Below are 21,894 nucleotides of genomic sequence, written 5' to 3'. Positions count from 1 at the left end.
TTCAGACCAATTCGAATTTCGGCAGCAACGAGTCTCTGATCTCGTCGGCGGGATTGAACATCATGATGTCGACCATCGACAGCCACGGCACAAACGGGTCCTTGCCGAACTGCTTGTACTCAATGGGCAAGGACCGGATGAACTGCAGCGCAATGCCCTCCTGGGAAAAGCGCTCGCGCGAATAGAGTTCCAGGCCGCCGATGGTATTGATGTAGGTGTCGGCATGGCAGGCCTCGCAGATGGCAAGCACGCGGTCCTCCCCCTTCTGCGCATGATCGGCCGGTACGCCGGACGAGATCTCGACGGGCGTTGTGATACCGAGGTACTTGCAGGTCTGGACGATCGAGCCGTGGATGTAGCGAAAGAGATTCGTTTCCTCGTTCATGACAAGTGATCGCAGGAGCTCGATACAGGGCTCGAAGTACGGTGCGGAACGGTACGCGCCGATGAACTGGTTCAGCAGCTTCTGCCGATTGAAGTCCGCGGCCAGTTCACGCTCGACGACGTCCAGCGCGTCGGAGTCCTTCTTCAGCGGCAGCGAAAAGATGGCGTCCACGCCACCCTGCAGCAGCCGGTTGCGATTGATCCAGCCCTTCTTCGTGTACTTGATGTTGTCGTACACCACGAACAGGTCCACCGCTGCGATCAGCTGAAAGTAGCCGATGTACGGCAGAAAGTACGGTTGCATGATCCCGACCTTCATCGCGCCTTCCTCCGTTCTTTACACGCGCTCATTGCGTCGCGATCAGATCGACGATACGTTCGACCTGGTCGAGACCCAGGTCCGGATAGATCGGCAGGCAGAGGATGCGGTCCGCCGCACGGCTCGCGTTCGGCAGGTGGTCGCGACTGGCCGTTGGGAGACCGCGGTACATCGGGAACTCGGAGATCAACGGATAGAAGTAGCGGCGCGGGTGGACCTCGTGCGCCTTCAGCTGGGCATAGAGCTCGTCACGCGACAGGCGGTACTCCGGTCCCACGAGGATCGGGAAGTACGCGAAGTTGGCCACCGATTCGCCGGCATCGGGAAGGCACACGATGCCCGGCACGCCGGCGAGCAAACGCCGGTAGGCGCCGTCGATGGCCCGGCGCAGATCCAGCGCGGTGTGCAGGTGCTTCAACTGCAGCAGGCCCAACGCGGCATTGAACTCGCTCATCTTGCCGTTGATGCCGGGCGCCACCACGGTGACTTCGCCCACATGGCCGAAGTTCTTGAGCTGGTCGATACGGGTCTTGGTGGTCGCGTCTTTACAGACGATGGCGCCGCCCTCGAAAGTGTTGAAGACCTTGGTCGCGTGAAAACTCAGCACCGACATGTCGCCATGTCGCAGGATGCTGCCGCCCTCATCCTGCACGCCGAAGGCATGTGCCGCGTCATAGATCACGCGCAGGTTGTAGGTGTCGGCGATCGTCTGGATGGCCTGGGTGTCGCAAGGATGGCCGTAGCAATGCACCGGCATGATCGCCGTCGTCTGCGGCGTGATGAGCGCCTCGATGCGCGCCGGATCGAGATTCAACGTGCGCGGATCGACGTCTGCGAAGACGGGCTTGATGCCGTTCCACAACAGCGAGTGCGAAGTGGCCACGAACGAATACGGCGTGGTGATGACCTCGCCCGTGATGCGCATCGACTGGAGCGCCGTGACCAGCGCGATCGTGCCGTTGGTGAAGAGCGCGATGTGCTCCACGCCCAGGTACTCGCACAGCGCCTTCTCCAACTGCTGATGGAACGGCCCGCCGTTGGTGAGGATCTTGTTGTCCCAGATCTGTTGCAGATAGGGCAGAAACTCGTCCAGCGGCGGCAGATAGGGCTGGGTCACATACACAGGCTTGGTCATGGGCGTTTCTTCTTTTGAACCTCAGGAGCCCAGCATGGCGAGCACTTTCGTGCGCACCCTGTCCGCCGGGACGACATAGTCGGAATGCTTGAAGCTGGTGCTTTCGGTGGCTTCACCTTCCATGAACTCGGGCTTGAAGCCGAGATCAAGGATGGGGCCCAGCCAGCCCCCCCAGTTGAAGCTGTTCTGCTGGCCCAGGATCAATGCCTTCACATCGGTGGCCGCGAAGATGAGGCTGTTGAGCGCAGAACCGTTCGGCGCGACGATGAACTCGGCTTCGCCGAAGGTTCGCACCTGGCGCGCGAAGTCGTACTCCTCCAGGAAGATGGATTCGAAGCCCAGGTCCTGCAGCCGCTCGATAATTTCGGCTTCGTTGCGCAACAGCCGCCAGGCACTGTTCTTTCGCGACAGGAACAGCCTGCGTGAACGCTGGGCGGGCAGCGGATACCGCGCTGCCATCTTGTCCTTGATGTACTGCATCGACTCCGCAGACCATGACGCCTGGCGCTCCGGGGGGACCGTATGGTCGCGAAACAGCTCGACCGGAAAGAAAGTCGTCGTCGGCGCCACATGAAGGCGCCCGACGTTCAGCGCGCGCGCGGTCTCCAGGCGATACAGCGGGTTCCCGACCAGCGCGGCGATGAAGTCGAAATGAGATGCAGGCATCTCGGCGTCAACGATGATCGGCAGGTTCGAGAAGCGCGGATGTTTCTCGAAATGGCGAAGCTTCGGGAGAAACTCGGCGAACCAGTGGCCATACGCATTGCTTGCGAGGCCGGACAACATGATCCCCTCGTCGAGATGCGCAGTAGTGCCAATGGGTGCCAACAGCAACGCATCCGGCCGCTGCGCCAGCACGGTCTTGTCGTACGCCAGGCTGACCTGGTCTCCATACAGCTCGTCTGCCAGCACATCGGACACCACGCAGTCATCGCCCACATAGACCAGACTGGACGCGCTGACGATCCGCGCATTGCGCAGTTCGGCGAGATAGGGCTGGCTTGCGAGCACCTGCTGTTCGTGCGGGTCGCTCGCATAGACCTCGGTCGGTGCGACGAGGCGTATCGAAGGCGGCGCTCCGAGGCTCTGGTAACCCTCCCGGTTTTCGAGCGCCCAGTCCTTCACGGACCGGATGCGCCTGAACGACGGCTTTTGCCCCTCGTCAGCCCCCTCATCCATTTGCTCGAGCATGCGCGCCAAGTCGGCATCCCGGCGCCAGAAGAACAGGAACTTCAAGGCCAGTGGCAATGGCAGTTTGTCCTTGGCGTACAACATGTCGAAGAGCCTGGAGAGCGCTGCGCCTTCGCCGCTGTCTGCCCGCGCCATCGCCATCCTCATCGCAGCCTCGAACGGCTCGACGATCGACTCTGCGGGCAGCTCGCAGCATCTCATGTACAGGGACAAAGCTTCCCCGGAATGCCCCATGGCGCTCTCGGTGTGCGCAAGCAACAGGTGGGCGTAGTAGTCGTTGCCATTCAAGGCCACTGCGGCACGGAGGTACTCCCGTGCATCCGCGTGCTGCTGCATCTGGGCGTAGGCATGCCCCAGAAAAAGCGACGCCACGAAATTCGATTCCGGCACGTCGATCACGGTGCGACAAAGGCTGATGGCCTCGCCGAATCGCCGCTCTCCGGCCAGCGCCATCCACTTGGCGTGTTCGGCGTAGATGTCGACCTTCCGCACAGCCTCAGGAGGCGCGGCGACAGGCGCCGGGCCGAGCGGTTGGCGCGCATCCACCACCGAGGGGGATCGGCCCGTCAACCTTCGAATGATTCTGGACAGCATGAGATGAGATTGTTCCTGCGTTGGGGAGCCCGGCGATCACCGGAGAAACCCGTCAATCCGTGCGAGCACGTTGAAGACTGCTTCGGCGCCTTCAGGCCGATCGCTCATCCTCGGTCACGGCGGTTTTCTTCAGCATCGCCCCCTCACACCGCGGTCAGGGCGAATCGGGTGAGGTTGAGGCCGAAACGCTCGGCCTTGGCCAGGAAGACTGGGTCTTCCGCCAAGGTCACGAGATGTTCGACCCCCATCATGCGTATTTCTTCCCGAGGATGAGACAGGAGAAAGAGCGCCTTGTCGAACGAGGTCAATGGCGTGTCAGGGTTGGCCACCGGTTCGAAGAGGCTGGGAAACGCGCGCCGAAGCTCTGCCGGCGCCCCGGTCTCCAGAAGCGACCTGAAGATCGGGATGGACTCCGCCGTCGAGGCAAAGCTTGCGCGCGTCGACGAGAGGTTGGCCGAATGCCGGCGATAGCGAACAACACGCGGCCCTGCTTCTGCGAGCTTCAATCCGGAGGCCGCGGCGCGCAGCCAATAGTCGTAGTCCTGCAACTGGATGAGGCCGGGGCGGAACGTCCCGATTTTCCGAACCGCCTCGCGACGCATGAACGCGGTAGGCGCGCACAGGAAATTGCCTTCCAGCAACAAGGTACGCAGCAGCGGCTGTACAGGCCGTTCGTCGAAGAACACCGGAAACGACTCGTCGGCCAAGGGTCCGCCTTCGGCGTCGATGAGGAACGGCTTCGAGAACACGATGTCGTTCGACGTGGCGTGCAGGAGTTCCAGTTGGGTGCCGATGCGGTCCTCGACGCACACATCGTCGCCCCCCAGAAGCGCAATGAACGCCCCATCGGCCGCCGCAAGTCCCTTGTTGATGGCCGACGAGGGACCGCCATTCCTTTGCTGCAGCAACACGATCCGGTTGCCGAACTCGGTGGCCAGCAGTTCGGCCCCGCCATCGGTCGAACCGTCATCCACGACGACCACCTGAAGATTCCGGTGGGTTTGCCTCAAGGCGCTGTCCACCGTTTCAACGACGAACTTCGCCTGGTTGAAGATGGGGATGACGACAGTGACCAGCGCCGAAGACATGCAACGCGCTCTGTCAGGAGAAGAACTTGCGGATGTGTCCGACCACAGCATCCACCTGCTCCGGCTTCATTTGCGGCCAGATAGGAAGCGACAAGGTTTCGTTCGCCGCGGCGGTCGCCAGCGGCAGGCTGTCGGCCGGCAGGCCGAGCTCGGCATAGGCGCCCTGCATGTGCGGTGCAATGGGGTAGTGCACGAGCGTCTGAACGCCCTGGGCCGTCAGGTAGGCCGACAGTTCGGCACGGCGTCCCGTGCTGACCACGTACAGGTGGAACACGTGCGTGCTGTCCGCAGGCACGAACGGCGTGCGGAGGTCGCCCACACCTTCCAGCCCTTGCGAATACCTCGCGGCCAGCGCACGGCGCTGGTCGTTCCATGCGTCGAGGCGGCCCAACTTCGCGCGCAGCAGTGCAGCCTGCAACTCGTCCAGGCGAGAGTTCACGCCCGCAACCTCGTGCACGTACTTCTGGCTGGAGCCGTAGTTGCGCAGCATGCGCAGGTTGGCCGCCAGTTCATCGTTGTCGGTCACCACGGCGCCTGCATCGCCCATCGCGCCGAGATTCTTCGTCGGGTAGAAACTGAACGCCGCTGCATCGCCGAGCGAGCCCGCCCGCTTGCCGTTGTGGGTCGAACCGTGCGCCTGGGCCGCATCCTCCAGGACAAAAAGTCCGAGCGGTCGCGCAATCGCGTTGATGGCATCCATTGCAGCAGGCAGGCCATACAGATGCACCGGCATGATGGCCTTGGTCCTGCTCGTCAGCTTTTCCTTGATCCGGGCCGGGTCCATCAGGTAGGTCGCCGGATCGATTTCGACCGGAACCGGCGTGGCGCCGACCATCGAAACCCCCAGCCACGAGGCGATGAATGTCTGCGAAGGAACGATGACCTCGTCACCCGCTTTGATGCCCTGCGCACGCAGGGTCAGCGCCAGCGCATCGAGTCCGTTGCCCACGCCGATGCAGTGCTTGACGCCGCAGTAGGCCGCAAACTCCTTCTCGAAGGCCGCGACCTCAGGGCCCATGATGACGTGGCCACTGTTCATGACCCTCGAAAAGGCCTGCTGAAAATCGTCCGCCAACTCGGCATGGCCAGCATGAATATCAAAAAATGGAGTCATGTTATTTACCTTTTCGTGCCACTGAAATGAATTCTTCGTAGTTTCTGATGTAGTCGGATTCTTCGTACCTCATCGAGGCAAGAACCAGACAGACGGCACCAGAAGAAAAATTGTTCAACTCTCGCCAGACCAGGGACTTCATGAAAATCCCTTGGAATGGCCTGTTGCAGGTAACTGTTCTTCTTTCGTACCCATTGTCAAGAACGACATCAAAACTACCCGCAACAGCAATGATCAATTGCTGCAATTGATGATGTGCATGTCCGCCCCGAGCTTCGCCCGCGGGAACGTCGTACAAATAGTAAACCCGCTGAACATCAAAAGGAATGTGACGTCCTCCTTCGACGAACGTCAAATTTCCCCGTGGATCGGTCAACCGCTCCAGGTCGAGTATTTCTACAGCATTGTCCAGCGAAAATTCAGGAGTTTTGGTTTCTTTCATCGGCAGTCCCTTTGCTCTTTTATTCCCCGTCGGAAATTGCAGCAATCACTGCATCTTCATCGACATGGTAGTCATCGTGTACGCTGTAAATGTCATCTCGCACGTGTGCGCGCGGCCCCTGCACAATTTTCACCTTGGCGCCAGAAACCCGACCCAAGAGCTCCCAAAAATAGAGCTGATGGCTGGGATGATCGGAAGCGAGAACGACCACTTTCGCTCCTGGCTTGCACCAGACCATGTTGGTCATCTGCGCCCCCGTCGGCCCCACAATCACTTCAGCGTCCTGGAAGGCCCGGATTTGCGCCTCGAGATCCAATTCATCGGTGTGCACCACCTCGAATCCGAGTTTCTCGACGCGGGCTTCTATTTCTCGCTGATTCAATAGCTTTCGATAGCTGCCATTGCGTGCTGCAAAAATCTTTCGCCCTCGCGAAAAATCTTTCGTCGCAAAAGCGCGTTGACATCTTTCCACCCCCGCACGAATTCGATTGACATCGAGTCCCGTCTGGCGAGCCATCTCACCGCCATGGTAGGCATCCACAACCGAAGTCATGTCAGAGGGATAGTACATCTGCTTCACGCGATACAAAGTCCCCGACTCCAGCAGGATGACCGGGCGTTGCTCAAGATTGGCCAGCTCAAGCAGCTTCGCGATGTTGGGGTGAAGACCTTCTGTACAAAGAAAAGGCACATTCAAAGGCACATCAGCCTCTTCCGCCAGCAGCATTCTTGGAAGCGTTTCTGCAATGAAATGAAAGTAATTATTTTCATACTCATGCATGATGTGAAACCCGCGCTCTATCCAGGCAGCCTGCCGAGCGTTCACCTCTATGTGCAGATGTCCAGGTTCCGCAGAGCGCTTCGCCTTTCCATATTTGATGGCGGCGTCTTCTCTGCACAGGAAATGCGCATTTTCGTCATGCAGCAAAAAATTCGTCGGACCGATCAGATAGCGGGTTCCGGCAATGGCGGTCGTGTCATTGATTTCGGCAACAAATCCGACCTTCGGATAATCCGGGGGGCCATCGAGGCCCTCGCAAAACTCGGGCGCAACGCGATGAAGAACCCGTCCCGCACCGCCAGCCTGAGACGCCACTGAAAATACCGAGCCAACCGGCAGATCGATGGAGCAAGGCCGAGCTGCATAGGAAGGTGCCAACGCTCCCATGAATTCGGACAAGGCGGGAACAGAATCAAAATGCGCCAGCCGTGCCGGCAAACGCCCCTCGGCCGCACCGAATTTCAAATAGTGCAGCAACGGGCTCAATTGCGTGGCGGCGACATCGGGGTATTCATCCAGATACCACTGCGGATCGAACCTCACGCTGGGCGCGTCCCCTGCACGCTCTCCAATTTCGAGATAGTGGGCCAGCGGGTTCTTTTCCGCCGCACGCAATTCGGGATGGCGATCCAGGTACCAGGTGGTATCGAACATGGGATTGGGATTTCCCCTCAGGAATCCCCCTCCCAGATAGTGCTCCCACGGGTTGGCGATCAGTGCACGGTCCGGCAGCCCCTTGAGGTACCAGGCTGCGTCGAAAAGCTCCACCAGCTGCGGCGTCTTGCGCGGCAGCCGCTTGCGAAGCGCCCCTTTTGCGGCGTCCAGCAAGCTCTCTTTCTTTTCCTTGATGGAAGGCGAACTTTTCACGGCTGCGCGGCCCTGATGTCGTCCGGACGACCGATGGCGATCCCCTTGCACAGGCACCCGTACGCGACCAGCCCGTTGAAGTCAGCAAGTTGTCTCATCTGGAATCGGAATATTTTTGAGATGGCCCGCGTGGGAAGGGCTCTGAAGAAAACGCCGCAAACCGGCTGCTGGTCGACCTGTGTTCAGCCGGGAATTTCGGCGCTCAGGAAGGTCGGCGCTGCCGCGTCCTTGGCGGACAGCTTCGGCGCGATGCCCGTGTCAGGCCACTCGATCGCCAACGTGGGGTCGTTCCACGCAATGCAGCGCTCGTGCGCCGGTGCGTAGTAGTCCGTCGTCTTGTACAGAAAATCAGCCGACTCGCTGAGCACCAGGAAGCCGTGCGCGAGACCCGGCGGAACCCACAACTGCCGATGGTTGTCTTCCGACAGTTCACTGCCCACCCATTGCCCGAAGGTCGGCGACGACCGACGGATGTCCACCGCCACGTCGAACACCGCCCCTCGAACCACGCGCACCAGTTTTCCCTGTGGTTGCTGCACCTGATAATGGAGGCCTCGCAAGACCCCCTTGGTGGAGCGCGAGTGGTTGTCCTGAACGAAGTCGACGCGCTGGCCGACGGCTTCGTCGAAAGCCTTCTGATTGAAGCTCTCGAAGAAAAACCCGCGTGCGTCGCCGAACACCTTGGGTTCGATCAGCAACACGTCGGCGATGGCCGTCTGCGTGACCTTCATGAGCGCACACCTTCGGCCAGCAAATGACTGAGGTACTTGCCGTAGCCATTCTTCTGCAACGGTGCTGCAAGCTTGGCCAGTTGTTCGTTGTCGATGAACCCATGGCGCCACGCGATCTCTTCGGGGCAAGCGATCTTGAGCCCTTGCCGATGCTCCAGGGTCGCGATGAACTGCCCGGCCTCAAGGAGGCTTTCATGCGTGCCGGTGTCCAGCCATGCATAGCCGCGCTGCATGATCTGCACGTTGAGCCGGCCAAGATCGAGGTACGCCTGATTGACGGCCGTGATCTCGAGCTCGCCTCGTGCACTCGGCTTCACGGCCTTGGCGATGTCGATGACCTGGTTGTCGTAGAAGTACAGGCCCGTCACGGCGTAGTTGCTCTTGGGCTTGAGCGGCTTTTCCTCGATGCTGCTGGCCTTGCCTTGTGCATCGAATGCGACCACTCCATACCGCTCCGGGTCATGCACGTGGTACGCGAAAACAGTGGCTCCCGCGTCCTGCGCGTCGGCGCCGCCCAGCAGATGGGCAAAGTCATGCCCATAGAAGATGTTGTCCCCCAACACCAGCGCGCTCGGCGAGTTCCCCACGAACTTGTCGCCGATGATGAACGCCTGCGCCAGGCCATCGGGACTCGGCTGCACCGCGTACTGCAGGTTGATGCCCCACTGGCTGCCGTCGCCCAGCAGCTGCTGGAAGCGCGGCGTGTCCTGCGGCGTGCTGATGATCAGGATGTCGCGCATGCCGCCGAGCATCAGGGTGCTCAGCGGGTAATAGATCATGGGCTTGTCGTACACCGGCAGCAGTTGCTTGCTCATGGCGAGCGTGGCCGGGTGCAGGCGGGTGCCGGAGCCACCGGCAAGGATGATGCCTTTGCGTTGCGTCATGGGAGTCTTCTTCTGTGAGGGGCAGGAAAAATCAGTCGGTCAGAGCGTCTCGCGCAGCATGCGTGCCACGCCTTCCTGCCAGGGCGGCAGTCGCAGGCCGAAGGTGGTCTGCAGCTTGGTGGTGTCGAGCCGCGAGTTGTGCGGGCGCTTCGCGGGCGTCGGAAAGGCGCTGGTGGGCACGGCCTCCACGGCCTGCGGGCCGGCCTTGAGTTCGACGCCGGCCTGCTGCGCCATCTCGAGCACGAAGCGCGCGTAGCCGTGCCACGTGGTCTCGCCGCCGGCGATGGCGTGGTACAGCCCGGCCTTGGTCGGGTCTTGCAAGGTGGCGCGGATGGCGTGCGCAGTGATGTCGGCCAGCAACTCAGCCCCGGTGGGGGCGCCGAACTGGTCGTCGATGACCGTGAGCTTGTCGCGCTCCTTGGCCAGGCGCAGCATGGTCTTGGCGAAGTTGCCGCCGCGTGCGGCGTACACCCAGCTGGTGCGAAAGATCAGGTGCTTCGCGCAATGCTGCGCCACCAGCTGCTCGCCTTCGAGCTTGGTCTGGCCGTACACGCTGAGCGGGCCGGTCGCGTCTTCCTCTTTCCAGGGCCTAGTGCCGCTGCCGTCGAAGACGTAGTCGGTGGAGTAATGCACCATCAGCGCGCCGATCTGCTGCGCCGCCTCGGCCACCACGCCGGGCGAGGTGGCGTTGAGCTTGCGCGCGAAGTCGGGCTCGCTCTCGGCCTTGTCGACGGCGGTGTGCGCGGCGGCATTGACGATGACGTCGGGGCGCACCGCCAGCACGGTTGCAGCCAGCTGCTCGGGACGGCTGAAGTCGGCGTGGAAGTCGGTGCTGTCGAAGTCCAGTGCGACCACTTCGCCGAGCGGCGCGAGGCTGCGCTGCAGCTCCCAGCCGACCTGTCCACCTTTGCCGAGCAGCAGCAACTTCATGCGGAAGCCTTTGCGGGTGCGGCGTCGTACTGCTTCTCGACCCATTCGCGGTACGCGCCGCTTTGCACGTTGCGCACCCACTCGCCATTGGCGAGGTACCACTGGACGGTCTTGCGGATGCCGGTGTCGAAGGTCTCGGCGGGCTTCCAGCCGAGTTCGGCCTCGAGCTTGCGTGCATCGATGGCGTAGCGGCGGTCGTGGCCCGGGCGGTCCGTGACGTAGGTGATCTGTTCCTTGTACGGCTTGCCGTCGGCGCGGGGGCTCAGTTCGTCGAGCAGCGCGCACACGGTGTTGACGATCTCGATGTTGGGCTTCTCGTTCCAGCCGCCGACGTTGTAGGTCTCGCCGAGCTTGCCGGCCTCGAGCACGCGGCGGATGGCGCTGCAGTGGTCCTTCACGTAGAGCCAGTCGCGCACCTGCATGCCGTCGCCGTACACGGGCAGGTTCTTGCCGGCCAATGCGTTGACGATCATCAGCGGGATCAGCTTCTCGGGGAAGTGGAACGGGCCGTAGTTGTTCGAGCAGTTGGTGGTGACCACCGGCAGGCCGTAGGTGTGGTGCCAGGCGCGCACGAGGTGGTCGCTGGCGGCCTTGCTGGCCGAGTACGGGCTGTTGGGCTCGTACTTGTTCTCTTCGGTGAAGGCCGGGTCGGTCTTGGAGAGCGAGCCGTAGACCTCGTCGGTCGACACGTGCAGGAAGCGGAAGGCGGCCTTCTGGTCGGCCGGCAAGGCGTTCCAGTAGCCGCGCACCGATTCGAGCAGGCGGAAAGTGCCGAGCACGTTGGTCTGCACGAAGTCTTCCGGACCGTGGATCGAACGATCCACGTGCGATTCCGCGGCAAAGTTCACGACGGCACGGGGTTTGTGCTCGGCCAGCAGGCGATCGAGCAGCGCGCTGTCGCCGATGTCGCCTTGCACGAAGACATGGTTCGCGTTGCCTTTGAGCGACGCCAGGGTCTCGAGGTTGCCTGCGTAGGTCAGCTTGTCGAGGTTCACGACGGGCTCGTTGCCCTGCGCGATCCAGTCGAGCACGAAATTGGCGCCAATGAAGCCTGCGCCGCCGGTAACCAGGATCATGGAGTCCCCTGCATGTAGAAAAAAGTTTGCTTTACCAAAAATCAACATTCAATTATCCCATCGGTGTGAAGTGCCGATGTACAGGGCTTGGCCGGCTTGCGGGGCCCGCCTACAATCGCCAACAATTGCAGGAGAGCGGGCCTCCACGGAGGCCCTACCGAAGGCGCAAACTCCCATAAACGCTCAGGTCGGCCCGACGAAATTCCAGGCAACGCCCAGGAACTTCGGCAAGGGGTCAGTACTGCACTCATCGATACGGCCGTCTGGAGAGCCGCCACGCCATGTGGCGCACCGAAGGAGCAAACCCGCTGCGGGTGCAGCAGGGTGAATCTCTCAGGTACCGAGGACAGGGGGAGCGGCAACTTGGACATCGGTCGTCCGGTTGCTTGCTATTTTTTCAATAGCACTCCACGCCCGCCGTTCAAGCGCTGCAAACTCAAAGGTACTTGCAATGCGTGTGATCGTTCTTGGCGCCGGCCTGCTCGGCGTGACTTCGGCCTACTACCTCCAGCAACTCGGCCACGAGGTGACCGTGATCGACCGGCAGGCCACCCCGGCCGCCGAAACCAGCTTCGCCAACGGCGGCCAGATCTCGGTCAGCCATGCCGAACCGTGGGCCAATCCGAGCGCGCCGCTGAAGGTGCTGCAATGGCTCGGCAAGGAAGACGCGCCGCTGCTCTTTCGCATCCGCGCCGACATGCGCCAATGGCTCTGGGGCCTGCAGTTCCTGCGCGAATGCACCCCCGCGCGCACCCGCCACAACATCGAACAGATCGTTCGTCTCGGTACATACAGCCGGGAAATGTTGCAGCAATTGCGTCGAGACACCGGCCTGAACTATGACCAGCGCACGCAAGGCATCCTGCACTTCTACACGACGCAAAAAGAATTCGACGGCGCCCTCGCGCCCGCCGAGCAGATGCGCGCCCTGGGCTGCGAGCGGCTGGTCATCTCCGCCGACGAGGCCATCAAGATCGAACCCGCCCTCGCCCACATCCGCCCCCAACTCGCCGGCGCCACGTACACCGCCGAAGACGAATCGGGCGACGCCAACCGCTTCGCGCGCGAACTCGTGAAGCTGGCCGAGGCGGCCGGCGTGAAGTTCCTCATGAGCCACACGGTGACCGCGCTGCGCGAAGCCGGCGGCAGCATCGACCACGTCGAGGCGACCGACAACGAAGGCCGCTTCCAGCGCATCCGCGGCGATGCCTTCGTGCTCGCGATGGGTTCGCTGAGTCCGTTGTACGCCGCGCCGCTGGGCATCCGCCTGCCGATCTACCCCGCCAAGGGCTACTCGGTGACGCTGCCCGTGAAGGACGCGTCGAAGGCGCACCAGGTCTCGCTGACCGACGACGAATACAAGCTGGTGTTCTCGCGCTACACCTCCGAATCGGGCGACCGCCTGCGCATCGCCGGCACGGCCGAGCTCAACGGCTACGACCGCGACCTGAACCGCGTGCGTTGCGAAGCCATCGTGCGGCGCGTCGAGGAGCTCTTCCCCGGCGCCGGCGACACCGAGCGCGCGCAGTTCTGGACCGGCCTGCGCCCGGCCACGCCGAGCAACGTGCCGCTGATCGGCAAGACCAAGCTGCCGAACCTGTTCCTCAACACCGGCCACGGCACGCTCGGCTGGACGCACGCCTGCGGCTCGGGCAAGTCGATCGCGCGCATCGTGAGCGGGCTGGCGCCCGAGGTCGATTTCGCGTTCGCCGGCATGCCGGCGCCCGCGCCGCGCGCCGTGCAGCCCGCACTGGGCTGACACGCCACGCGCCCCGGGTCATGCCTTGAACGTGACACAGGGCTTGAGCCGCACGGCGCAGCGGATGAGCCCCGCGCTTTCCTGCGCCTCGATCACCACGCCGATCGGCTTGTAGGCCTGCGGCGCCTCCTCGATGCGGCGCTCTTCGCGCAGCGTCACGCATTGCCAGCTGGCTTCGGTGTCGCCGGGCGCAGGCCGCATCGCGCGCACTTCCTGCCGACGCATGCGCCGGCCGGCACCATGGCTGCACGACCACAGCCAGTCCTCATGCCCCAGCCCGGTCGCAAGGTACGAGTGATCGCCCATCGACCCGGGAATCAGCGCGAGGTCGCCCGCATGCGCCGGCGTCGCGCCCTTGCGATGGATGTTCATGCCGTGCTCGCGCAGCACCACGTTGTGCGGCACGTCGACCACCAGCGTCGACGCCGTGGCGCCCAGCAGCTCGGCGAAGTCCTTGCGCACCAGCTCGGCCAGCACGACCCGGTTGGCCCACGCATAGCGCGCGGCCACGCCCATGGCTTCGAGGTACTCCTGCGCCAGCGGCCCGGCCAGCCCGTACAGCCCGCTCTTCGGATGGCGCAGGCCCTGCGGCCATTCAGCCCGCGCGCGGCCCATCCAGCGGCCGCCGACATGGAACCCGATGTCGCGCGAGCCGCTGTGGATCATCACCACGACTTCGCCGGCCTTGAGCCCCGCGCGGTAGGCCGCGTGCCGGTCCATCACCTGGTCGACCACCTGCAGCTCGACGAAGTGGTTGCCGCTGCCCGGCGTGCCGAGGCACGGGTCGCGAAACACCTCGTGGCGCGCGCCGGTGTAGGCCGGCGGTGCGTGCCGCGACTGACCGCCGAAGCTCGCCAGGCCGATGCACGCGCCGATCTCGGCCTGCAGCCGGTCGCGGTCGCAGGCCGCCCAGAGCCCGTCGTTGCGCACGGCGTCCAAGAACGCCGCCGGCCCTTCGTCGAACAGCGCGCGAAACGCCGCCGTGTGCACCGGCACGTCGCGCCCGTTGTCGAGCAGGCTGCGCGTGAGCCGCGCGAGCAGCTGCGTCTTGTGCGGCGCCACCTGGTCCAGCGTGAGGCCGGTGGTCAGCAGGCGCATGCCGCAGTTGATGTCGGTGCCGACCGCGGCGGGGATCACGAAGTCGCCATCGGTCGCGACGACGCTGCCCACCGGCGCGACCGAGCCCGGATGGAAGTCCGGCGTCGCGCAGGCCTTGCACACGCCGTGCGCGCCGTCGGGCGAGCGCACGCTGGCGAAGGCCAGCAGCTGGTTCACGGCTTTTTCTTCCAGCGGCAGGCTCTGCGGCAGAAGCACGGTCGCCTGCGCGGCTTCGTTGCGCAGGTGATAGATGCCGTCGCGGTAGTCGACGGCGATGTGGGCGCGCGAAAAGGCGCGCTGGAGTCTCGAAAAATGACTGTGGGTAGGGCTGCCCATGGCTGCAATTCCATTCGGGGAAACCGTGTCGGTTTCCGGGCCCCGTCACATCGCGTGGCGGGGCGAAAGAGATCGACCGCGTGCCTCGGGGCGCGCGGATCACTCTTTCTTGCAGCAGCAGAGATTCAAGAAAGCGGGCGGATTCTAGCGACGCGAAGCGCCTGCGAAAACAACGCGCAGGCGCGCGCGTCGTTTTTTCCCGTCAGTCAGCCAGTCAGTCAGTCCGGCGCAGTGAACACCGTCAGCACGCCGGTGTAGCCGTACAGGTGATGGCGCGCGATCTCGCCGGCGGCGAAGAAGCCGACCAGCGGCACGTCGCCCAGCGCATGCCGCACGATCTGCAATTCGGCGCCCGGCGCACCGAAGTGCGGGCCGCCGCGCCCCGAGCAGCTCACGTACACCGCGCCTGCGATGCGCCGCGCCGGATGCGGCGCGGCCTCGGCCTCGCCGGCCGCCACGGCGCGCGCGGTGGCCAGCGTCTGTTCTTCGGGCTCGAGCTCTTCGCGGATCTCGGCGCAGATGCGCATCAGGTCGGCGCGCGCCGCCTGCGCGTTGCGGCGGCAGAAGCTCAGCCGCATGCCGGCCTCGGCGTTGTCGGCAATGGCGATGCCGCGCCGCGTCGGGTCCAGGCCGATGATGTGGCGCACCAGCACGTCGGCGCCCAGGTCGCCGGTGCGGCGGATGCCGTCGCTGCCCGCGTCGGCCAGGCCGACCAGCGTGTTGCGCACGGCGTCGATGGCCTCCTGCGGCCGGTCGAGCGACACCTGCAGGTCGGCCAGCAGCACGTCGAGCGCCGGTTCGCCGTCGAGCGCCAGCAGCAGGTTGCCGTCGGCCTCGGTGATCTCGCGCTCGCGCGCGCCGCCGGTGCGCAGCGGCTGGCAGCCCTGCGTGACGCGCGACACCAGCCGCACGCCCTCGCCGAACACCACGCCCGACAAGCCGCCCGAGAACACGCCGCCCGCCGCGCCGTGGCCGCGGATGTTGCCGTTGCCGCCAACCGCGAACTGCAGCGCCCCGCCGCGGCCGGACGAGAGCCCGCCGAACAGGTAGCCGGTGTCGGTGCGCCCCGCCATCTCGCCGATGAGCTCGCCCAGGTCGGGCGTGGCCGGGTCGGCGTGCACGAGCGCGGTGTGCGCCTCGAAGCCGCTCATTTCGGAGCTGCCCAGCGGCGCCACGCCCGAGAACACGCGGTACTGGTCGCTGGGCAGCGCGCACAGCATCAGGCTCAGGCCGGGCTCGTCGAAGTACTCGGCGTTGTTGGCCGACACGCCGATGCCGACCGTGCCCGACCAGTCGGTGACCTCGGGCAGCTCGGCGCTCAGGTGATCGAGGATCTCCTGCGCCTCGGCCGCGTAGTGGTCGGTGATGTAGAGCAGCCCGAGCGTCGGGTTCGACGCGTAATCGGGCAGCGCCATCTGCGCGCGCAACTGGGCCAGCACGAGGCCGGCGGCCATGCGCCATTGCGGGTGGGTGGCATGGCCGGTGGGAAACAGTTTCATGGTGCGTACCGACCCGTGCGTCGTCGTCTGGAAAGGTGACTGTGAGACGTCAGCGCCGGCCGGAGGTTCGCTTGCGCGCGGCGGTGGACGTGGTTTTCTTGCGCGCGGCGGGTGCCGGCGCGGCTTTTTTGGCGGCAGCTTTCTTCGGAGCAGTCTTGGCGGCCGGCTTGCGCGCCGCCGTTGCCTTGCCGATGACCTGCCCCACGGCGTCGGCCAGCGGCTGCGCCATGGCCGGCACCTTGAGCTGCGCCGCATCCTGCAGCGCCGTGCTCGCGATCTGCTGGAACTGCTCGGTGAGCGAGCCCCACCATTGCATCGGGTCGACCACGCCGGCGGCGCCGTTGGACGCTGCGGGCTTGGCGCGCGAGGTCTTCTTCGGCGCCGGGGTTTCCTCTTCTTCCGCTTCTTCCTCGGCCTCGTCGAACTCTTCTTCCTCTTCCTCGACAGGCTCCGGCGCAGGCCGGGGTGCCGGGGCAGCAGGGGCCGGTGCAGGCGCCGGCGCCATCGCCGCAGCCTGCTTGGTGAACGCGCTGGCGATGTCTTCCATCCGCACGTTCATGCCGCGCAGGGTCGACAGCGTCATCTTCTGCACCTCGAGCGCCTGGATGGTCGCCTTGAGCGCGTGGCCGTTCTGTTCGAGCCAGTACTGGACGGTCTTGAGTTCCTGGATGCGCTTGTCGACCTCTTCGACGCTCATGGTGGGCGCGACCCAGCTGGCGAGGCTGGGGATGCCGGGCACCGAGCCGGAGCCCGCGGCGGCACCGCCGGCGAGGTTCTTCAGGAAGTCGAATCCGGGGACGAACTGGCTGAAGTCGAAGGGTTTGCTGGCGTTGCTCATGCGGGAGGTCTCCTGGCTGGGTTTTCTTGTGCTGCCAGCTTACTCCAAGCCCTTTGCAAGCGAATCAGAGCTCGTCCCTGACCCGGCTGAAAACCTTCCAGAAATTCGCGTCCTGCGAGGTCGCGAAGTTGATCCGCATCATCGTGCTCGGCGGGCGGCGCGCATGGAACAGCGAGCCCGGCGCCAGCAGGTAGCCCTGGTCGAGCATGCGTTGCGTGAGCGCGTCGGTGTCCACGCCCGTGTCGACCCAGCCGAACAGCCCCGCGGGCTCCGAGGCGAAGGTGCAGCCGTGCGACATGGCGAGCTTCACCGCGCGGCCGCGCGCGCCGTCCAGGCGGATGCGCACGCGCTCCGAATGGCGGCGCAGCTGGCCCTGGTCGATGCACCACGACAGCGCCCGCTCGAACAGCGTGGGCGAGGTCAGCGTGGCCAGCAGCTTGGTCTCGAGCAGCCGCTCTTTCAGCGCGGGCGAGGCGGCCAGGAAGCCGATGCGCCAGTTGGGCGCCAGGATCTTCGCGAAGCCGCTGACGTAGATGGTGCGCTGCAGCCCGTCGAGCGCGCTCAGGCGCGTGGCGTGCTCGGGCGCGAGGTGGCTGTAGGTGTCGTCCTCGACGATGTGGAAGTCGTGCTCGTTGGCCAGCTTGAGCACGCGGTGCGCGCTGCCCGGCGTGAGGCTGTAGCCGGTCGGGTTGTGCAGCACGCTCACGCTGACGAAGAGCTTGGGGCTGTGCAGCTTGCAGTACTGCGCCATCACGTCGAGGTCGGGCCCGTCGGCGCGGCGCGGCACGGGCAGGATACGCATGCCCAGCGCTTCGAGCCGCGCGAACTCCAGTGCCCAGCCGGGCTCCTCGACCATCACCGGATCGCCCGCGCGCAGCAGCGTGCGGCTCACGATGTCCAGCGCGTGCGTGGCGCCGATGGTAGTCACGATCTGGTCCGGCCCGGCCGGCACGTTGATGCGCACCAGCTTCTGCGACAGGCTGCGGCGCAGCGCGAGGTCGCCCGAAGGCTCGCCGTACTGCAGCGACAGCTCCTGCAGCGCCGAGGTGGTCGTCACGCGGCGCACCGCGGTCGCCAGGAAGGTCGAGGCCATCCAGTCGGGCGGGAACACGCCCATGCCCGGCTGCGGCTTGTCGCTCGGGCGGTGGAACATGCTGCGGATCAGCGAGCTGGCGTCGGCCGGCACGCGCGAGGCCATCATCGGCGAGACCTCGGGCACGGCATGCGCCGGGTTGCGCGACCCCTCGGGCGCCGGCGCCGCGTCGCGCACGTAGAAGCCGCGCTGGCGGCGCGCCTCGACCAGGCCCTGCGCGAGCAGCTGGTCGTAGGCGGCGACCACGGTGTACGGGCTCACGCCCTGCTGACGCGCACATTCGCGCACCGAGGGCAGGCGCGCGCCGGGGGCCAGCAGCCGGTTGCGGATGCGCTCGGCGAGGCGGTCGGCCAGCTGCCCGGTCAGGGACTGGGTGGAGGTTCGGGTCAGCATCGGGTCGGACTGCATCGCACAGAGAGCAAGAAAAGGGCGGCGTGTGTCGAAGGAATGACCAATACAGATTTCAGATTTGTTCGATCATCTGTACTGGAACTGTAATGGTCCAAAGTTTAGAGTCTGTGACATGAACTGGCAAGAATTCACCGCGCTGCTGGTGCTGGCCACGGCGATGAGCTTCTCGCCCGGCCCCAACACCACGCTCTCCACCGCCCTGGCGGCCAACGGCGGCCTGCCGCGTGCCATGCGCTTCGTGGTCGCGGTGCCGGTGGGCTGGACCTTGCTACTCGCCATCTGCGCGGCCGGCCTCGGCGCGCTGGTGGTGGCCATGCCGCCGCTGCGCCTGGCGATCAAGGGCCTGGGCATCGCCTACCTGCTGTGGCTGGCCTACAAGCTCAGCGGCAGCGCCCAGCTCGGCAAGGCCGACAGCGCCCGCCTCTCGGTCGGCTTCGGGCAAGGCGTGATGCTGCAGTTCGTGAACATCAAGGCCTGGCTGCTGGCGCTCACGCTGGTGGCGGGCTGGATCGCCGGCCAGCCCGACGCGCTCGCGCGCTTCGCCATCGTCGCGCCCGTGATGCTGACCTATGCCTTCACGAGCAACTTCGCCTATGCGCTGGTCGGCGCGCTGCTGCGCGAGTGGCTGGCCAAGGGCCGGCGCCTGCTGTGGTTCAACCGCGCGATGGGCCTGATCCTGGTCTTGACGGCCTGGTGGATGGTGGGCGTATGAAGCTCGCCCTCAAGGACGAAACGCTGGGCATGTGGCTCGGGGTGGTCGGCGTGGCGCTGTTCGCCATCACGCTGCCGATGACGCGGCTGGCCACGGGCACGCAAGAGGCGCCGCAGCTGTCGCCGTGGTTCGTCACGCTCGGGCGCGCGGCGCTGGCGGGCGTGCTGTCGGCCGTCTTCCTGCTGGTCACGCGCTCGCCGCGCCCGGCGGCGCACCAGTGGAAGCCGCTGGGCATGGCGGTGCTGGGCAACGCGATCGGCTTTCCGCTCTTGCTGGCCTTTGCGCTGCGCGTGGTCACGGCCAGCCATGCGGCGGTGGTGACGGCGCTGCTGCCGCTGGTCACCGCCGCGGTCGCGGCCTGGGTGCTGCACCAGCGCGCGCGGTTGGGCTTCTGGCTCTGCGCCATCGCGGGCAGCCTGCTGGTGGTGGTGTTCTCGGTGCTGCGCGCGCAGCAGAGCGGCCACGGCTTCGGTTTCGAATGGGCCGACCTGCTGCTGGTCGGCGCGGTCGTCGCGGCCTCGGTCGGCTACATCTACGGCGCGCAGGTCACGCCGTCGCTGGGCGCCGAGCGCGTGATCTGCTGGGTCTGCGTGATGGCGCTGCCCGTGACGCTGCCCGCCACCATCGCCCTGTGGCCGCAGCAGCCCGTGGCCGCCTCGGCCTGGGTCGGCTTCACCTACGTGGGCATGTTCTCGATGTGGATCGGCTTCTTCGCCTGGTACCGCGGCCTGGCCCTGGGCGGCGCGCTGCGCGTGAGCCAGACGCAGCTGCTGCAGCCCTTTTTGTCGATCCTCGCGTCGATCCCGCTGCTGGGCGAGCCGCTCGACCTGGTGACGCTGGGCTTCGCCGCCGCCGTGGTCGCTACGGTGGTCGCGGGCAAGCGGCTGTCGCAACCGGCGGCGCCTGCCGTTCCACGCGGCGCCGAGCCGCAAGCCAGGAGCTGACCACCATGACACTGTTCAGCCATGTCACCGTCGGCTGCACCGACCTGCCGCGCGCCGCAGCCTTCTACGACGCGGTGCTGGCCCCGCTCGGCCTCATCCGCCGCCCCGTGACGCCCGATGGCGGCCCCGACGCCGCCTGCTGGATCGCGCCGGGCCAGACGCTGCCGCGCTTTTACGTGTACATCCCGCTGGACGGCGAACCCGCCAGCGCCGGCAACGGCAGCATGGTCGCGTTCTGCGCGCCCTCGCCGCAGGCCGTTCATGCCGCCCACGAGGCGGCCCTGCGCCACGGTGGCCGCGACGAAGGCGCGCCCGGGCCCCGCCCCCGCTACGGGCAGGGCTATTACGGCGCCTACCTGCGCGACCCGGACGGCAACAAAATCCATGTCGTGCACCGTGGCGACATCCCGCCATCCTGACGACACACTCAGACTCACCTCTCATTCGCCAGAAAGAAGAAAGCCTCCCATGAACTGGAAACTCGCCGCCCGCGCCGCCAAGATGAATCCTTCGGTGCTGCGTGAAATCCTCAAGGTCACCGAGCGCCCCGGCATCATCAGCCTGGCCGGCGGCCTGCCTTCGCCCAAGACCTTCCCGATCCAGGAATTCGCCGACGCCTGCGCCGAAGTGCTGCACAACGACGGCCAGGCCGCGCTGCAGTACGCCGCCAGCGAAGGCTATGCGCCGCTGCGCCAGGCCGTGGCCGACATGCTGCCCTGGGACGTCGACGCCTCGCAGGTGCTCATCACCACCGGCTCGCAGCAGGGCCTCGACCTCGTGGCCAAGGTGCTGATCGACCCGGGCAGCAAGGTGCTCGTCGAAACGCCCACCTACCTGGGCGCGCTGCAGGCCTTCGGCCCGATGGAGCCGCACCCCGTGGGCGTGGCCAGCGACGACGAGGGCGTGATCGTCGACGACCTCGTGAGCAAGGCGGCCGACGCGCGCTTCGTCTACCTGCTGCCCAACTTCCAGAACCCCACCGGCCGCACCATGACCGAGGCGCGCCGCGCCGCCGTCTCCGCTGCCGCAGCCGCCGCGAACCTGCCGATCGTCGAGGACAACCCCTACGGCGAGCTCTGGTTCGACGAAGCCCCGCCGCTGCCGCTGGCCGCGCGCAACCCCGAAGGCGTGATCTACCTGGGCTCGTTCTCCAAGGTGCTGGCCCCGGGCCTGCGCCTGGGCTTCCTGGTGGCGCCGAAGGCCATCTTCCCCAAGCTGCTGCAGGCCAAGCAGGCGGTCGACCTGCACACGCCGATCTTCACGCAGCGCATGGTCTCGGCCGTGATGAAGGACGGCTTCCTCGACCGCCACGTGCCCACCATCCGCGCGCTGTACAAGCGCCAACGCGACGCCATGATGGCCGCGCTCACGCGCGAGATGGCCGGCCTCGACGTGAAGTTCAACGCTCCCAAGGGCGGCATGTTCCTGTGGGCGCGCCTGCCCGAGGGCATCGACACCGTGACCCTGCTGCCCAAGGCCGTGGAGCGCAACGTGGCCTTCGTGCCCGGCGCGCCGTTCTACGCCGGCGAAGGCGATCCGCGCACGCTGCGCCTGTCGTTCGTGACCGCCAGCGTCGAGGAGATCGACACCGCCATCGCCGCGCTCGCCGTCACGCTGCGCGAAGAACTGGCGCTGCTGGCCCCCGCCCACGCCTGACAAGGCCGACGA

20 protein-coding genes and 2 riboswitches are annotated in these 21,894 nt (G+C 65.5%); of the genes, 5 read left to right on the top strand and 15 right to left on the bottom strand.

The window, feature by feature from the left end; genetic code table 11:
* Position 1 precedes the first annotated feature (1 nt).
* The 11 genes from ACAM42_RS03730 to rfbB all read right to left on the bottom strand — a co-directional run bounded on the left by ACAM42_RS03730 (position 2) and on the right by rfbB (position 11,536).
* Positions 2 to 703: a WbqC family protein gene (locus ACAM42_RS03730; protein ID WP_369631159.1), complete on the bottom strand. Its 702-nt coding sequence runs from the start codon at positions 701 to 703 to the stop codon at positions 2 to 4.
* Positions 704 to 731: 28 nt separating this feature from the next.
* Entirely contained in the window at positions 732 to 1,838 is a 1,107-nt protein-coding gene (locus ACAM42_RS03725) for a DegT/DnrJ/EryC1/StrS family aminotransferase (RefSeq protein WP_369631158.1), read from the bottom strand.
* Between the two features lie 21 nt (positions 1,839 to 1,859).
* Entirely contained in the window at positions 1,860 to 3,623 is a 1,764-nt protein-coding gene (locus ACAM42_RS03720; protein WP_369631157.1) for a glycosyltransferase 61 family protein, read from the bottom strand.
* A gap of 143 nt (positions 3,624 to 3,766) precedes the next feature.
* Positions 3,767 to 4,711: a glycosyltransferase family 2 protein gene (locus ACAM42_RS03715; RefSeq protein WP_369631156.1), complete on the bottom strand. Its 945-nt coding sequence runs from the start codon at positions 4,709 to 4,711 to the stop codon at positions 3,767 to 3,769.
* Positions 4,712 to 4,724: 13 nt separating this feature from the next.
* Positions 4,725 to 5,825 carry a DegT/DnrJ/EryC1/StrS aminotransferase family protein gene (locus tag ACAM42_RS03710; protein WP_070060258.1) on the bottom strand — a complete coding sequence of 367 codons (1,101 nt, stop codon included), beginning with the start codon at positions 5,823 to 5,825 and terminating at the stop codon, positions 4,725 to 4,727.
* A 1-nt stretch (position 5,826) separates the two neighbouring features.
* Complete coding sequence (locus ACAM42_RS03705) at positions 5,827 to 6,267, bottom strand: FdtA/QdtA family cupin domain-containing protein (protein WP_083259083.1); 441 nt, start codon at positions 6,265 to 6,267, stop codon at positions 5,827 to 5,829.
* 19 nt (positions 6,268 to 6,286) lie between these two features.
* On the bottom strand, positions 6,287 to 7,915 hold the full coding sequence (locus ACAM42_RS03700; protein WP_369631155.1) for a DUF563 domain-containing protein: 1,629 nt from the start codon (positions 7,913 to 7,915) through the stop codon (positions 6,287 to 6,289).
* 182 nt (positions 7,916 to 8,097) lie between these two features.
* Positions 8,098 to 8,646, bottom strand: coding sequence for a dTDP-4-dehydrorhamnose 3,5-epimerase (gene rfbC / locus ACAM42_RS03695; RefSeq protein ID WP_070060261.1), 549 nt, complete (start codon positions 8,644 to 8,646; stop codon positions 8,098 to 8,100).
* On the bottom strand, positions 8,643 to 9,530 hold the full coding sequence (gene rfbA / locus ACAM42_RS03690) for a glucose-1-phosphate thymidylyltransferase RfbA (RefSeq protein ID WP_095949492.1): 888 nt from the start codon (positions 9,528 to 9,530) through the stop codon (positions 8,643 to 8,645). Before rfbA ends, rfbC begins: the two co-directional genes overlap by 4 nt.
* A 39-nt stretch (positions 9,531 to 9,569) precedes the next feature.
* Complete coding sequence (gene rfbD / locus ACAM42_RS03685) at positions 9,570 to 10,460, bottom strand: dTDP-4-dehydrorhamnose reductase (RefSeq protein ID WP_369631154.1); 891 nt, start codon at positions 10,458 to 10,460, stop codon at positions 9,570 to 9,572.
* Positions 10,457 to 11,536 carry a dTDP-glucose 4,6-dehydratase gene (rfbB, locus tag ACAM42_RS03680; RefSeq protein ID WP_095743503.1) on the bottom strand — a complete coding sequence of 360 codons (1,080 nt, stop codon included), beginning with the start codon at positions 11,534 to 11,536 and terminating at the stop codon, positions 10,457 to 10,459. Before rfbB ends, rfbD begins: the two co-directional genes overlap by 4 nt.
* 118 nt (positions 11,537 to 11,654) lie before the next feature.
* Positions 11,655 to 11,745: riboswitch (glycine riboswitch) on the top strand.
* Positions 11,746 to 11,789: 44 nt separating this feature from the next.
* A riboswitch (glycine riboswitch) is annotated at positions 11,790 to 11,896 on the top strand.
* A gap of 91 nt (positions 11,897 to 11,987) precedes the next feature.
* Here rfbB and ACAM42_RS03675 point away from each other — a divergent pair.
* Positions 11,988 to 13,295, top strand: a complete 1,308-nt coding sequence (locus tag ACAM42_RS03675; protein ID WP_062471173.1) for a D-amino acid dehydrogenase — start codon at positions 11,988 to 11,990, stop codon at positions 13,293 to 13,295.
* Positions 13,296 to 13,313: 18 nt separating this feature from the next.
* On the opposite strand, the gene ACAM42_RS03670 is transcribed toward ACAM42_RS03675, so the two are convergent.
* From ACAM42_RS03670 to ACAM42_RS03655, 4 genes are all read right to left on the bottom strand, one after another.
* Entirely contained in the window at positions 13,314 to 14,729 is a 1,416-nt protein-coding gene (locus tag ACAM42_RS03670; protein WP_369631153.1) for an RtcB family protein, read from the bottom strand.
* 218 nt (positions 14,730 to 14,947) lie between these two features.
* Positions 14,948 to 16,228, bottom strand: a complete 1,281-nt coding sequence (locus ACAM42_RS03665) for an FIST C-terminal domain-containing protein (RefSeq protein WP_369631152.1) — start codon at positions 16,226 to 16,228, stop codon at positions 14,948 to 14,950.
* A 49-nt stretch (positions 16,229 to 16,277) separates the two neighbouring features.
* The gene (locus tag ACAM42_RS03660; protein ID WP_369631151.1) at positions 16,278 to 17,066 is read right to left on the bottom strand and encodes a PhaM family polyhydroxyalkanoate granule multifunctional regulatory protein; all 789 of its coding nucleotides are present in this window, start codon (positions 17,064 to 17,066) and stop codon (positions 16,278 to 16,280) included.
* Positions 17,067 to 17,130: 64 nt separating this feature from the next.
* Positions 17,131 to 18,552 carry a PLP-dependent aminotransferase family protein gene (locus tag ACAM42_RS03655; RefSeq protein WP_307635988.1) on the bottom strand — a complete coding sequence of 474 codons (1,422 nt, stop codon included), beginning with the start codon at positions 18,550 to 18,552 and terminating at the stop codon, positions 17,131 to 17,133.
* 130 nt (positions 18,553 to 18,682) lie between these two features.
* Here ACAM42_RS03655 and ACAM42_RS03650 point away from each other — a divergent pair, with 130 nt between their 5' ends.
* The 4 genes from ACAM42_RS03650 to ACAM42_RS03635 are packed head-to-tail and all read left to right on the top strand — an operon-like array spanning position 18,683 to position 21,882.
* Positions 18,683 to 19,282 (top strand): LysE family translocator, encoded by a 600-nt coding sequence (locus tag ACAM42_RS03650; protein ID WP_070060269.1) that lies wholly within the window; start codon positions 18,683 to 18,685, stop codon positions 19,280 to 19,282.
* The gene (locus ACAM42_RS03645; protein ID WP_369631150.1) at positions 19,279 to 20,226 is read left to right on the top strand and encodes a DMT family transporter; all 948 of its coding nucleotides are present in this window, start codon (positions 19,279 to 19,281) and stop codon (positions 20,224 to 20,226) included. Before ACAM42_RS03650 ends, ACAM42_RS03645 begins: the two co-directional genes overlap by 4 nt.
* A gap of 11 nt (positions 20,227 to 20,237) precedes the next feature.
* Positions 20,238 to 20,645 (top strand): VOC family protein, encoded by a 408-nt coding sequence (locus tag ACAM42_RS03640; protein WP_062471216.1) that lies wholly within the window; start codon positions 20,238 to 20,240, stop codon positions 20,643 to 20,645.
* A gap of 49 nt (positions 20,646 to 20,694) precedes the next feature.
* The gene (locus ACAM42_RS03635) at positions 20,695 to 21,882 is read left to right on the top strand and encodes a PLP-dependent aminotransferase family protein (RefSeq protein WP_369631149.1); all 1,188 of its coding nucleotides are present in this window, start codon (positions 20,695 to 20,697) and stop codon (positions 21,880 to 21,882) included.
* Positions 21,883 to 21,894: the final 12 nt, after the last annotated feature.

The organism is Variovorax sp. V35 (assembly GCF_041154465.1).
Lineage (GTDB): Bacteria > Pseudomonadota > Gammaproteobacteria > Burkholderiales > Burkholderiaceae_C > Variovorax > Variovorax boronicumulans.
The sequence above is the reverse complement of the archived record's forward strand: the minus strand, read 5'-3'. Positions and strand labels throughout refer to the sequence as shown.